The sequence below is a fragment of the Actinomycetospora sp. genome, assembly GCF_036497585.1.
In the GTDB taxonomy this organism is placed as follows: Bacteria; Actinomycetota; Actinomycetes; order Mycobacteriales; family Pseudonocardiaceae; genus Actinomycetospora.
In genome coordinates this window covers 1-11,883 of record NZ_DASXJD010000120.1, presented here as the reverse complement: position 1 = coordinate 11,883, position 11,883 = coordinate 1, and the positions used below count along the sequence as shown (strand labels likewise).

General features: G+C 71.6%; 15 protein-coding genes. 9 read left to right on the top strand and 6 right to left on the bottom strand.

The features are described from left to right. The first annotated feature begins 294 nt into the window (after positions 1-294). The 5 genes from VGH76_RS11865 (at position 295) to VGH76_RS11850 (ending at position 2,958) form a co-directional block, all read left to right on the top strand. Entirely contained in the window at positions 295-486 is a 192-nt protein-coding gene (locus tag VGH76_RS11865) for a DUF1918 domain-containing protein (protein WP_331556885.1), read from the top strand. Between the two features lie 105 nt (positions 487-591). After that, entirely contained in the window at positions 592-906 is a 315-nt protein-coding gene (locus VGH76_RS27985; protein ID WP_414637712.1) for a PASTA domain-containing protein, read from the top strand. 381 nt (positions 907-1,287) lie between these two features. After that, positions 1,288-1,617, top strand: coding sequence for a GYD domain-containing protein (locus tag VGH76_RS11860; RefSeq protein WP_331556884.1), 330 nt, complete (start codon positions 1,288-1,290; stop codon positions 1,615-1,617). A 61-nt stretch (positions 1,618-1,678) separates the two neighbouring features. Next, complete coding sequence (locus VGH76_RS11855) at positions 1,679-2,098, top strand: SgcJ/EcaC family oxidoreductase (protein WP_331556883.1); 420 nt, start codon at positions 1,679-1,681, stop codon at positions 2,096-2,098. 680 nt (positions 2,099-2,778) lie between these two features. Continuing rightward, positions 2,779-2,958, top strand: a complete 180-nt coding sequence (locus VGH76_RS11850; RefSeq protein WP_331556882.1) for a ferredoxin — start codon at positions 2,779-2,781, stop codon at positions 2,956-2,958. A 255-nt stretch (positions 2,959-3,213) separates the two neighbouring features. On the opposite strand, the gene VGH76_RS11845 is transcribed toward VGH76_RS11850, so the two are convergent. Then, complete coding sequence (locus VGH76_RS11845) at positions 3,214-4,131, bottom strand: NADP-dependent oxidoreductase (RefSeq protein WP_331556881.1); 918 nt, start codon at positions 4,129-4,131, stop codon at positions 3,214-3,216. A 623-nt stretch (positions 4,132-4,754) separates the two neighbouring features. Here VGH76_RS11845 and VGH76_RS11840 point away from each other — a divergent pair. Together VGH76_RS11840 and VGH76_RS11835 are read left to right on the top strand one after the other, a co-directional pair. Next, the gene (locus tag VGH76_RS11840) at positions 4,755-5,072 is read left to right on the top strand and encodes an ANTAR domain-containing protein (protein ID WP_331556880.1); all 318 of its coding nucleotides are present in this window, start codon (positions 4,755-4,757) and stop codon (positions 5,070-5,072) included. Between the two features lie 202 nt (positions 5,073-5,274). Beyond that, a complete protein-coding gene (locus VGH76_RS11835) occupies positions 5,275-6,426 on the top strand; it encodes an AraC family transcriptional regulator (protein ID WP_331556879.1) in 1,152 nt (383 codons plus the stop codon). Here the strand turns inward: VGH76_RS11835 and VGH76_RS11830 are convergent. The 4 genes from VGH76_RS11830 to VGH76_RS11815 are packed head-to-tail and all read right to left on the bottom strand — an operon-like array spanning position 6,366 to position 9,775. Then, positions 6,366-7,325: an AraC family transcriptional regulator gene (locus VGH76_RS11830; RefSeq protein ID WP_331556878.1), complete on the bottom strand. Its 960-nt coding sequence runs from the start codon at positions 7,323-7,325 to the stop codon at positions 6,366-6,368. The two genes, VGH76_RS11835 and VGH76_RS11830, sit on opposite strands and share 61 nt — an antisense overlap. Then, positions 7,325-7,777 (bottom strand): DUF1931 family protein, encoded by a 453-nt coding sequence (locus tag VGH76_RS11825; RefSeq protein ID WP_331556877.1) that lies wholly within the window; start codon positions 7,775-7,777, stop codon positions 7,325-7,327. The genes VGH76_RS11830 and VGH76_RS11825 overlap by 1 nt, the downstream gene beginning before the upstream one ends. A gap of 1 nt (position 7,778) precedes the next feature. Beyond that, entirely contained in the window at positions 7,779-9,506 is a 1,728-nt protein-coding gene (locus tag VGH76_RS11820; protein WP_331556876.1) for an FAD-dependent oxidoreductase, read from the bottom strand. Next, positions 9,503-9,775 (bottom strand): UBP-type zinc finger domain-containing protein, encoded by a 273-nt coding sequence (locus VGH76_RS11815; RefSeq protein WP_331556875.1) that lies wholly within the window; start codon positions 9,773-9,775, stop codon positions 9,503-9,505. The genes VGH76_RS11820 and VGH76_RS11815 overlap by 4 nt, the downstream gene beginning before the upstream one ends. Before the next feature lie 440 nt (positions 9,776-10,215). Between VGH76_RS11815 and VGH76_RS11810 the strand changes: the two genes are divergently transcribed. Next, positions 10,216-10,737 (top strand): thioredoxin family protein, encoded by a 522-nt coding sequence (locus tag VGH76_RS11810; protein ID WP_331556874.1) that lies wholly within the window; start codon positions 10,216-10,218, stop codon positions 10,735-10,737. 16 nt (positions 10,738-10,753) lie between these two features. Here VGH76_RS11810 and VGH76_RS11805 read toward each other — a convergent pair whose 3' ends face one another. After that, positions 10,754-11,359, bottom strand: a complete 606-nt coding sequence (locus tag VGH76_RS11805; RefSeq protein ID WP_331556873.1) for a DNA starvation/stationary phase protection protein — start codon at positions 11,357-11,359, stop codon at positions 10,754-10,756. Between the two features lie 281 nt (positions 11,360-11,640). Between VGH76_RS11805 and VGH76_RS11800 the strand changes: the two genes are divergently transcribed. Further along, positions 11,641-11,883, top strand: a 243-nt coding sequence (locus VGH76_RS11800; RefSeq protein ID WP_331556872.1) for an Hsp20/alpha crystallin family protein, incomplete at its 3' end; no start/stop codon positions are given.

The window sequence follows — 11,883 nt, the reverse complement described above, 5'->3', positions numbered from 1 at the left end:
CATCGGCCTCGCCGGCAGCTCCAGGAACTACGGTGAGCACGGGTCGTACCTTCCCGACCGGCGTTGGCGCGCCGATCTTGCTTGAGGGCTTGCAGGTGATCGGGAGGGTACGACCCCTCCTCCTCATCCACAGGTCTCAAGCATTGCTCGTGCCTCGCTGGGACGGGGGCCGTGGCCTGGTGTCCGCTCGCACATCAGCATCGAGACTGCCCGTTGACATCCGTCGGTCAACGCGCCGATCGTTGGAGGTTGCTCGGGTGCTTCTCAGAGCTGGAGGGAAGAAGGCGAGCTCGCATGCGTGGCAACGTCGGAGACCGGATCATTCAACACAGCCGGCGAGTCGATCAGGCTGATCGGGTCGGCACGATCGTGGAAGTGCACGGCGAGGAAGGCCCATTTCTGGTGCGCTTCGAGGGGCGGGACCCCTGCCTGGTGTTCCCAGGGCCGGACGCCGAGATCGCCATGGTCGACGATCACTCATCATGAGCGTCAACGATCAGGTGTCGTGTCGTTCCGTGATGGTGACTAACCCGGGTCGGCACTCTGTGACACCGGCTCTTGGGCTCGGACTGAGAGCCGCTGGGAGAGCGGATGAGTCGGCGGGCCGTTGCTGAGGTACCTGACCTGAGTGGTCTCACAGTTGCGGCTGCCGAGAACGCGGTGCTCGACGCCGGTCTGCTGCCTCAGCGAGTGTCGCAGGGCTCGTACCTGCCGTGCGCTGGCCGCCAGGACGGCACAGTCGTGTGCGGGCAGAACCCCCGCCCGTACGCGCGCATGGTCGCCGGCCGGCGGGTGTGCTTCTGGTGTATGCCTACCGGGGATGACCCGCCCGGCGGCGGTGGTGGGGGCTCTCGGCTGCCGCGGGGTCCCCGCCCGTTGTCGCCCGCTGGCTCCAAGCCGTTGTGAAACGTGGAGACGGTGAGGACCGAAACTTCAGCCCCTGAGCTTCTCCGTCCGCGAGCCGGCCGCATCGCCCCGAGTCGAAGCTGTCGAGCGTCGCGGCCCAGCATGAGTGTCGTGGATTGCTCTCCGATCTGTTGCTGGGGCGGCCGACGACGAACGCGCCGTTGGGGACGGCCGTCGAGCCATCGGGGATCTTCGATTCCACCCGCAGACGACTCCTCGGCACGAACCCGACCGGCAACTGAGTGTGCTTCCCCGGTGATGAGCTAGGCCATACGGGGGAATAGGGTCGCCCAGCTCCTCGGCATGATGCCACGATGAGTGACGTAGAACCAGCGGGTCGACTCGAACGACGATGGTCTCCCGAATCGGAAGGAGTGCGTGATGCCGTACTACCTCACCCAGGTCGGCTACACGCCCGAGAGCTGGGCCGCACAGATGAAGAGCCAGCAGGACGTCCGCGAGCGGGTCGGTCCGGCCGCGGAGACCGTCGGCGGCCGGCTGCACAGTGTCTTCTACGCCTTCGGCGAGCATGACCTCATCGCCATCGTCGAGTTCCCCAACGACGCCGCCGTCGCCGCCTGGTCGATCGCGACCAGCGCGGGCGGGGCGTTGCGGTCGCTGAAGACCACCCCGTTGATCAGCGTCGAGGACGGTCTGGACGCCTTGCGCGATGCGTCGAAGGTGACCGAGGCCTACCGGGCCCCTCGCTGACGTCCGCCGACAGCCTGCCGCTTTCCGATGTGCTACGCCCTGACGCGATCGGAGCAATGAAGTGGCCGCTGCGAGTCCCGAGGCGCTGGTCGCCGCGTTCAGCGGCGCCCTCAACAACGGGGACGCCGACCAAGTCGGGGCCCTGTTCACCGAGGACGCCGTCTTCGTGAACATCGCCGGCATGCGCATGCTCGGCCGGGACGGCATCGTCGAAGGGCACCGGTGGGCGCTCGCCGGCCCCCTCAAGTGGAGCACGGTCACCGCGGAAGACCTGGCGGTGATCGCGGTTCGCGACGACGTGGCCATGGTGCATGCCACCACGGTGCGTACACCCCAACCCGATGCCCCGGCCGGGGGTCTGCCGGCCGGCCGCACAGTCCTGGTTCTCACCCTCGTCCGCGCGCAGGACGGTTGGCTCGCTGTCGCGGCCACCAACACCCCGATCGCCGTCCTCCCGGCGAGGGCACCGGACCGACCGTAGCGGCCGTCGACCCGTACCAGGCCGGGAGAAGCCCGGCACCGCCGAAACAGTCGACGGCACACTCTCCACGACCGTGGTGTGCGCCGTCCAGCTCGTTCCCGGGCGCGGACGCGGGCGGTTGATGCACAACCGAGAACGGCGAGGTCAGTTCGCGCAATCCCACGGTGCGCCCGGGGTCACGCGACCGCTGGTCGCGCTCCGTCCGAAGTCAGAACAGTGTCATGACCAGCGCCACCGCCACGCCCACCACGAAGACCGCAGCGATGACCGGGCCGTCGAGCAAGCCTGACCGCTTCGCCCGCCGCAATCGCTCACTCGGCCGGTTATCCGAGTGCTCGCCGGTGGGCCGGTCCCTGGGGCCGAGTACGACGCGCCGACACCAGGCCACCGGCGCCGAGAGCCAGCCGGATACTCCGCGGCGGCCGCCGCCACGGCGAGGATGCGAGACCATCGAGGCTCCAGGGGATGTGTGGGGCGCCACGGCGCGGCGCGTTGCCCGGGGATTGTCGACCTCGACGAATGTGAGGGGGATGTACCCGGAATATGCCCGAGCCTTCCGCTCGGTGGGGCGGCCTTGGCAGTCGCCGACTGTCCCGGGGGTTGTGAGGCAGCGTGGCTCGGGTACCCCTGCGGATACAACGTCCGAATCACTGGGGAGGCGGCTTCTGTTGCGTATACAAGTGGACTGGGACCGGTGCACCGGCCAAGGTCTCTGCGAGGCGGAAGCCGAGAAGTACTTCGAAATTCAAGAAGACGGGACACTTGAGGTCCTGCAGTGGGACGTCGACGAGGGGGACGAGCAGGAGGTCCGCAACGCGGTCTCCGGGTGCCCGACCGAGGCGCTGTCGCTAGGAGAGTGACCTGAGCTGAGCTACGCGGGGGCGGCCAGTCCGCAAGGCAGTGGCAGGTTGGGCGGTGTCGCTCATGAGCTGGGGGCTGGTGGGTCGGGCGGCGTCTAGCCGCGCCTGACCGGGACGGGTGAGGGCCATGGTGCCGGCGACCTCCACCGTGCCCGTCGAACGGACGGTCATGGGCGTGGTGTCGGCCCCTCCCCGCCCTGCCACGCGGCTGACGCTGATCGGCGAGGAGGGCAGGACCGTTCGCAGCCCCCGTCCTCACGGGCGAACGCGGATGATCGTCTTCCCCTTGATCCGCTCGGTCGAATTGAAGGCGGCGACGGCGTCGTCGAGGGTCGAGACCGTGCCGATGTTCGTCCGCAGTCGTCCGTCTCGCACCCGCCGGACGACCTCACTCAGTTGGGCACGATCAGCCTCGACAACGAAGTCGACCGCCAGGCCGGCCGCGGGGCGCGCCTCGGGCGGCCCGACGATGGACACCAGCGTTCCTCCGGCTCGAACCAGACCCGCAGACCGCTCTTGGATGTCGCCGCCGATGACATCGAAAACCAGATCGACTCCGCCGACATCTTCCAACGAGTCGTTCTGAAGGTCGACGAACTCCTGGGCGCCGAAGTCGAGCGCCTTCTGACGGTCGGCAGCGCGTCCGGTGCCGATGACGTACGCACCGCACTCACGTGCGAGCTGCGTCACCATCGTTCCGACTGCGCCGGCCGCGCCGTGCACGAGCACGTTCTGCCCCACCCGAAGGCGGCCGTGCTCGAACAGCCCTTGCCACGCGGTCAGCCCCGAGATCGGCAGGCTCGCGCCCACCGTGAAGTCGACGTCGCCCGGGAGCGGCGCGAGGTTGCGTGCCTCGACGGCCACATACTCCGCCAGGGTGCCGTCGCGATGCCAGTCCGTGAGGCCGAACACTCGCTGTCCCACCGACAGCCCCGTCGTGCCGTAGCCGAGGGCGGTGACCACTCCAGCCAGCTCATGCCCGGGAATCGACGGTTTTCGGTCACGGGCGGCACGATCGGTCCAGGTCGAGGGCCACGCAATCTCGGTCGGGACGAATCCCGACGCATGAACCTCAACGACGACGTCGTTGATCGCCGGTCCCGGCTCGGGCCGCTCCACCAGCGTCATCCCGGCCCTTCCCGCAGCCTCATCCGTCACGACGATCGCCTTCATCAGGCACCTCCCTGTGTATCCAGTCCTCGCCGCCACATCTATCGACGAGTCCGTGGACGATCTCGTCCATCGTAGTTTCGGTGCAGAGGCGCCCAGACAGGGACGAACCTCGCTGGGCCGCTGTGCAGAACCTGCATCGCCCAGAGATCGAGGGTGGGCGCGGGGCGTAACCGCCCCGCGCTCGCCGGGATGTCGGAGCTCATGGTCCGCGGCCCTTGTCACCGCAGCAGTCGGCATGTCGAGCGGACGCTCGCGGGATGGTCCAGAGCTACCGGCGCGAGGGTCGGCGAGCTGATCCTTCTGTTCTCGCTTCGCATGGCCGAGGGTCTGGCCCTCGGCCTCCGGGGGGCGCTGACGTCACTCGCCGTGAGGTCCCGGTGGGAGCGACGCCGATTTCGGCCTGTCGTCGGCGCCGGATGTGTCTCGGTCCGGCGGTGGTCCCTTCCTATCGTCGGCGCGGCTAGCACGGGCGTACGCGGGCGTCCGTCCGGTACCGACGGCGGGGGAGCGCGCTCCGCTGTCCCGGGAGTGAGGGCGGTGGGATGGGACGGGACGCGACACCGGACGTCGCCCAGCGGCAACGACTCGCGCGCCGGGTCGAGGCCGAGAGTGATCGTCGCGAGGTGCTCGACCTCGAATCGCGGATCGCCCAGCTCGAGCACCGGGTGGACGGGCTGATCGACGCCCTGCGCTCCCGCGACGTGATCGGGCAGGCCAAGGGCGTGCTGATCTCCCACGACGCGGCCGACGCCGACGCGGCGTTCGAGCGGCTGTGGGAGCTGTCCCGAGCCGCCGACGTCGAGGTCGTCGAGCTCGCCTCGGCCTTCGTCGCCCAGGTGCAGGCGCGTGCCCCGTCCTGCGCGCAGGACCGCCGGGCGATCACGGAGATCCTGGACCAGCTCGCGGTGACGGTCTCGGCGAGCGGGCCGGAGCCGGGCTGATCCGACGAGGACCCTCGGTGAGGCCCCGGCCGGTGTGGTCCCACCCCCTACTCGGTCCTCGTCCCGCGTCGTGGCGATACCGTCGGGCCCTGCGGACCGCACGAGGCGCTCCACGGGACCGGCGCGTAGCTGCGGGCCGTCGGCCGCTGATTCGTCTCGAGGTCGAGCTGCGAGGTGGCTCTGTCGGGAGCTGGTGTGGACGATGACGAGCGGTGAGCGGGTCGGCACGGCGTTGGTGGAGACCAGCGACCTGGACGAGCTGGTCGAACAGGTCAACGCCCTGATGTCCCCCCACACCGTGACACCGGGCAGGACCGGGGACTTCACCGCGTCGGTGAAGGGCTTCCAACGGCCCGGGCTGTCTGTGTTCCGCACGAACTACGGCATGCCGGTGCGGCTGCGTGCAGCCCCACTGACCGACTACCTGGCGGTGTGCATACCTCTGCGCGGCTCGATGGCGGTCCGGCACAAGGGCATGTCGTTCACCGTCGACGCACGGCGGACCGGTTTCGTGGGCACCCCGGACGACGAACTGGTGATGGACTGGGACGACGACCTCGAACTCCTCGTGATGCGTGTCGAGCTGTCCGAGCTGCGCACGCTGGCCGCGCGGATGCTCACCGCCGAGGACCCCGGCCCCGAGCGGCTGCAGTTCGACCCGCTGATGGACTCCCCGGCCGCCACCGCCGCCGTGATCAGCCAGGCGACGCTGCTCGAACAGCTCCTCGAGGTCGCCGAGGCCGGGGCGGTCAACCCGCTGGCCGAGGCGCATCTGCGCGACGCGGTGATGGGCACCCTGCTCCTCGCGCACGCCAACACCTGGCGTCAGATGCTGACCACCCGCCGGCCGGCGCCGGCGGCACGCTCGCGTGTGCACCAGGCCGCCGACCTCATGGCCGCGCGCGCCGGCGACCCCCTGAGCGTCGGGCACCTCGCCAGGGAGGTCGGGCTGTCGACCCGCGCGCTGTACGACGGGTTCGTCCGCGAGTTCGACGCCTCTCCGAAGCGATACCTGACCGATCTGCGTCTCGAGCGGGCTCACCGCGAGCTGTCGGCCGCCGGACCGGGCCTGCGCGTCATCGACGTCGCCGATCGGTGGGGGTTCACCAATGCCGGCCGGTTCGCCGCCCTCTACCGCGAGCGGTACGGGCAACCGCCCGGGACCACCTTGACCACCGGCTCGCGTCGTACCGGCGAGCGCGCAGCTCCTTCACAGCCCGACGGTGGTGGCGCGCCCGGGGTGTCGAGCCAGCGCCGGCGGATCGGGCCGCGCGGGATGGCGCCCCCCTCGGATCAGGCGAACCCGGGGCCGCGGAGGGTCTGCGCCGGCGACAGGCCGAAGCGCGAGCCGTAGGCGGCCGGGAACGCGCGGGGGGCGAATCCCCACGTCGTCGCCACCGCGGCCACCGTCGTCTCCTCGGGTCGATGGGCCTCGAGGTCGCGGTGCGCCCGCGTCATCCGGACCCGTTCGACGTCGTCGCGGGGCAGCAGGTCGCGATGGCGTCGCCAGCATCCCCGCAGGGCGAGGACGCTGAGCCCGGCGCGCGCCGCGAGGCTCCCCGAGGTCAGCGGCAGCTCCGGATGGGCCTCGATCAGATCGAGGCTGTCGCGGATCGTCCGCGGACCCCAGGACGGGACCGGCGCGTCGAGGGCGTCGCGTTCGGGATGGTCGGTCAGGTGCAGCAGCCCGACCAGCAGCGCGTCCTGCAGGGGCTCCGCGCTCAACGGGTTCGCGAGCACCGATGCCGGGCCGGGACCGGCCGCGGCGACGGACCGGACCACGCCGGCCCAGCCCCGGCCGCCGGCCGGGCCCAGCACCGCCGACGCCGCCAGCCGCAGCGGTCGTTGCACCGCTCTGCCGAGGAGGGCCTCCAGCGCGTCCTCGAGTGCGGCGGCCCGGACCCGGACCCGGACGACGTCGGCACCGTCGCCCGTGGCCATCCCTGCCTCGGCGGACGGGGTGAAGACGGCCGCCTGACCGGGGCCGAGATCGAGCTCGCGACCGTGGTGGTCGACGTGCAACGGCCCCTGGACCGGCAGCCCGACGACGTAGCCGGGATCGTCGTCGACCCGCATCCGGACGCCTTCGGAGCAGCGGACCTCCTCGAGGCTCAGCGGGCCGCGGCTGACCCGGTGCAGGTGCAGGGCGAACCGAGCCTGCGGGGGGTGGTCGAGGCGGAGGGCCGCGGGCAGGCGCTCCTCGGCGCGCCGCGGGTCGGTCTCGTGGACGTCCGAGTACTCGGTGCCGGTCATCAGAACACCTGCCGGAAGATGTCGGTCACTCGTTCCCAGTGCTCCGTTCCCGGATTGACCACCTCGGGGTCGACCGCGCGGAAGGTCCGCGCGAGGGCGGTGGCGAGCCCGCCGAAGAGCTCGACCAACGCGTCCTCGGTCTCCTCCGAGAAGGTCACGTCGGCGGGTGGGCGACGCACGGTCTGCGCGAGCAGGGCGCGGATCTCGCCGGCCTCCTCGAGCTTGTCGAACTCGCGCATCCGTTCCTGGACCCCCCTGGTGATGGGGAGGTCCTGGGGCGCGATCACGTCCCTGCCGTTCCACGTCGCAGCGTTGCGTCCGGTGATCGCGACGTCGTCGATCATCTCGTCCACGAAGTCGCGGAAGCGCTTCACGTCGTTCCTGTCGACCTTGATGTGTCCCACCGAGCGGAAGAACCGTTGGAAGACCGGGACACCGGACGGGACGGGCATGTCAGCTCCTGCTGGTGACTCGGGTCAGGTACTCGTGCGCGAGGCGGACCGCCATGGCCCCCTCGCCGACGGCGGACGCCACCCGCTTGATCGACCCGCTGCGCACGTCGCCCGCCGCGAACACGCCGGGGACGTCGGTCTCCAGCGTCGTCGGGGTGCGCTCCGTCGTTCCCCGGTCGCCGCCGTCGTCGTCGAGAGCTGCGAGGGCGGGGCCGGTCCGTACGTAGCCGCCGTCGTCGAGCGCGACCGCCCCGGCGAGCCAGCCGGTGCACGGGCTGGCGCCGATGAACACCATGAGCTCGCTGGCGGGCAGCTCCGCGCGCGTCCCGCTCGTGGTGTCCTCCACGACCACCGCCTCGAGACGGCCCCCCTCGCCTTCGAGGTCGCGCACCTCGCTGTGCAGGTGCACCTCGATCCGAGGGTCACACAGGACACGGTCGGCCAGGTAGCGCGACATGTACTCGTCGAGCGAGTGCTCGCGCGCGACCAGCCGGACCGAACGGGCGTGGTCGGCGAGGAACAGCGTGGCCTGGCCGGCCGAGTTCCCGCCGCCCACCACCACGACCGGGTCGTCCACGCACAGCTGGGCCTCGACGAGGGTGGCGGCGTAGTAGACGCTGGTCTGCTCGAACTCCTCGAGCCGGGGTACCGGCAACCGCCGGTACTGCGCTCCGGTCGCGACCACCAGGGTGCGCGTGGGGACCGCGTCCCCGCCGGACAGCCGGACGACGGGCTGCGGGCCCGAGACGTCGAGCGTGACCGCGTCGGCGGGTACGGTCGCCTCGGCGCCGAACTTCCGCGCCTGCACCTCGGCGCGCTCGGCGAGCTCGGCCCCGGAGATGCCGGCCGGGAAGCCGAGGTAGTTCTCGATGCGCGCCGACCGCGCCGCCTGACCGCCCGTGGCGACGGCGTCGAGGATCCGGGTGGACAACCCCTCGGAGGCCGCGTAGACGGCGGCGGCGAGGCCGGCGGGCCCGGCCCCGACCACGAGGAGGTCACACAGCCGGGTCGTGGGCCGGTCGGGGCGCCGCCCGATCAGCGCGGCGAGCTCGGCGGTGTCGGGGTTGCGCAACACCTGGTCGCGCCAGAGCACGACCGGGGTCTCCGCGGTCGTGATCCCGAGCCCGCGCAGCAGCGACTCGGCCTCGCTGTCGGCCTCGACGTCGAGGAACCGGTGGGGGAGTCGGTTGCGTGCCGCGAACTCACGCAGCCTGCGGGTGTCGGGGGAGTACCGGGACCCGACGATGCGGAAGCCGAGCCCCTCGCCGATCGCGAGCGCGCGCCGCGCCAGGTACGCCCGCAGGATCTCGTCACCGAACGCCGGGTCGCGGACCAGGAAGCTCCGCAGGCGGTCCGCGGGGACCTCGAGCAGCTCGCCGGGATCCACCACGACCGTCGAGAAGAAGGCGACCTGACCGGTCAGCAGGCCGAGCTCCCCGAGGAACCGCCCGCCTCCGTGCACGCGGACGATGCGCTGCGCCGGGGTCCCGAGCGCCTCGACGACGGCGGTCCGGCCCGACAGCACCACGAGGAACGACTCCTCGGGACATCCCTCGGTGACGAGCACGTCCCCGCGGCGGGTCCGCTGCCGCGCCCCGTACCGGCCCAGCATCCGGATCCGATCCTCGGACAGCCGGGGGTAGGCACCGGTGAGGTCCGGGGTCTCGCCGGGCGGTGCCGTGGCGACCAGGCGCTCCACGTCCTCGGCGGCGGTCGTGTCGGTGTTCATGCGAAGGCTTCGTCCACGTAGCACCAGCGCCAGTGCTCACCTGGCTCGGCCGAGCGGACGATCGGATGCCCGAGGACGCCTGCGTGCGCGCGGGCGTGGCGCATCGGCGAGGAGTCGCAGCACCCGACGTGCCCGCATGTCAGGCACAGTCGCAGGTGCACCCAGGGGGTGCCCATCCGCAGGCACTCCTCGCATCCGTCGGTGCGTGGGACCACGTCGCGGATCCAGGCGGTGTGCGGGTCGGTGACCACGTCGCGCGGGACGCTCATCGCCGGCCACCTCGGCCCGACGTCGATCCGATCGAGGCCGGGTCAGCGAGCCGGCCGAGCTTGCTGCGCGGAGCGGCGTGGATGCGCGTCACGAAGACTCCCGGAGGGACGAGGTCGGGTCGCGGGCCGGGCCTCGCCCTGATCCGCGGCACCACCGTCACACCGGTGCGCCGCCTTTCGAATCGGTCCGCCAGAGGCAATCTCGGCAGGTCCGCTCGACCCGGTGGGTCGGTCCGCCCGCCCGGCCGCACCGGCACCGTCGGTCCCCGTCGGCGAGGGACGCCGGCGACCGGGACCTGAGTGGAGGCGAGCCGATGCCACCTGGCGGGCCGACCCGTTGCTCGTGGTCCGTGCGAGTCGGGGACCCGGCCCGGCCCCTCACCGACACGCTTCCGGCGGGCACCGCCGTCCCGGCGTCGGGCACCTCCGCATGGTTCAGGGTGCCGGAGCTGACGCTGCTGGCGCAGGTGTTCCGTCGGATGGACGCGCGCATCGCACCTGCCGGCGCGCGGTCGGGCGTCGTCCGTTGCCCCCGGTGCCTGCGTCGCAACCGGGTGCCCGCCGCCGGAATGGGCCTACCGGTCTGCGGGAACTGCCGCCACGCCCTGCCATGGATCGCCGCCGCCGAGGACGACGACTTCGCGGCGGTGGCCGAGCAGGCGACGCTGCCCGTGCTCGTCGGACTCTGGGCCCCGTGGTGCGGGCTCAGTTGGGCGGCCCGGGCGGTGCTGGAGCGGGCAGCCCTCGCCCGCCCCGGTCAGGTCAAGCTGGTCGAGGTGGACGTCGTTGCGGCGCCGCTGAAGGCCCGACGGTTCGTGGTGCGCATGGTCCCGACACTCCTGGTCCTGCGCTCGGGGCGGCCCGTCGCACGCCGCCACGGGACCCCCACCGCAGCCGAGCTGCGGACCTGGCTGGACGCGACGGTAGGGCCCGAGCCCGCGGCGGTGATCCCGGGGCCGTGACGCCCGTCCAGCACGATCAGGCGTGCGCGGCGCCCTGGTCGTCGATCCGGACCAGCGGCGTGTCGACGAGGTGCTCGGCGACGAACCAGGCCTGCAGCTCGCCGGTGCGGACGACCTCCGAGACGAGCAGGTCGTTCGATCCGTCGTCGCCCAGCTCCGCGACCCGTGCGGCGGCGTCGTGGGCCTCGGCGAGAATGGTCTCGTGCCCCTCCAGCAGCCGTGACAGCATGGCCGGCACGGCCTCCACCCCGTCGGGCGAGCGGGGGATGTGGGTGAGTTCTGCGACGTGGCGAGGGTCGCCGACAGCGACTCCGCCGAGGGTCTGTACGCGCTCGGCCAGGCTGTCGATCAGCTCGAGCTGCTCGCCGGCGTGCTTGTCCAGCATCAGGTGCAGTGAGTAGAAGGTGTGCCCGCGCACGAGCCAGTGATGCTTCTTGTACAGCGCGTACAGGATCTGCGAGTCGGCCAGCACGCGGTTGAGCCGCCGGCAGGAGTAGTCGCGCGCCTCCTGGGAGAGGGCGAGCGGGAGCAGCCGCACCGTCCCGAACGCCTGGAGCTCGCCGGCGTGCTGGTGCAGCCACGGCTGCGTCCCGCCCTGTGGCGGGTTCGACGTGGTGGTCATGGGATCTCCCTGGGTGTAGCGGAGAGCCGAGTCTGTGCGCTGCCGGGGACCTGGTTCGGCGGTCCGGAGGGGCGAATTCCACCTCACCGGCTCGGCCCGGGAGGTCAGGCCACCGGTTCGTCGGAGCCGGTGGCCCGGGGCTGACCTCCCGGGCCCAACCGACGGCGCGAGATTGCGCCCGTGGGACCGATTCGACCCGGGACCGGCTGGGCGCACCGTGACATCGCCCGGCAGCCGCCGAGGCATCACCGAGAACGACCCGCGCAGGGTGGAGGCACTTCATGGCTCTTATGCGATTCGACCCGTTCCGCGAGTTCGACCGGCTCGCGGAGCAGACCCTGGCCACGGGAGCACGCGCCGCACGCGGCATGCCGATGGAGGCGTTGCGCCGCGGCGACGAGTTCCTCGTGTTCCTCGACCTGCCCGGCGTGCGGCGCGAGGACGTCGAGATCAGCGTCGAGCGCAACGTCGTGAGCATTCGTGCGAACCGCGCTCCGCAGCGGGCCGAGGGCGACGAGGTCATC

Bases quoted from the DNA above. Each gene is read 5' to 3' on its own strand.
- VGH76_RS11865 (WP_331556885.1), top strand. From the start codon at position 295: ATGCGTGGCAACGTCGGAGACCGGATCATTCAACACAGCCGGCGAGTC.
- VGH76_RS11830 (WP_331556878.1), bottom strand. From the start codon at position 7,325: ATGACCGGCACCGAGTACTCGGACGTCCACGAGACCGACCCGCGGCGC.
- VGH76_RS11820 (WP_331556876.1), bottom strand. From the start codon at position 9,506: ATGAACACCGACACGACCGCCGCCGAGGACGTGGAGCGCCTGGTCGCC.
- VGH76_RS11835 (WP_331556879.1), top strand. From the start codon at position 5,275: ATGACGAGCGGTGAGCGGGTCGGCACGGCGTTGGTGGAGACCAGCGAC.
- VGH76_RS27985 (WP_414637712.1), top strand. From the start codon at position 592: ATGAGTCGGCGGGCCGTTGCTGAGGTACCTGACCTGAGTGGTCTCACA.
- VGH76_RS11825 (WP_331556877.1), bottom strand. From the start codon at position 7,777: ATGCCCGTCCCGTCCGGTGTCCCGGTCTTCCAACGGTTCTTCCGCTCG.
- VGH76_RS11845 (WP_331556881.1), bottom strand. From the start codon at position 4,131: ATGAAGGCGATCGTCGTGACGGATGAGGCTGCGGGAAGGGCCGGGATG.
- VGH76_RS11860 (WP_331556884.1), top strand. From the start codon at position 1,288: ATGCCGTACTACCTCACCCAGGTCGGCTACACGCCCGAGAGCTGGGCC.
- VGH76_RS11815 (WP_331556875.1), bottom strand. From the start codon at position 9,775: ATGAGCGTCCCGCGCGACGTGGTCACCGACCCGCACACCGCCTGGATC.
- VGH76_RS11805 (WP_331556873.1), bottom strand. From the start codon at position 11,359: ATGACCACCACGTCGAACCCGCCACAGGGCGGGACGCAGCCGTGGCTG.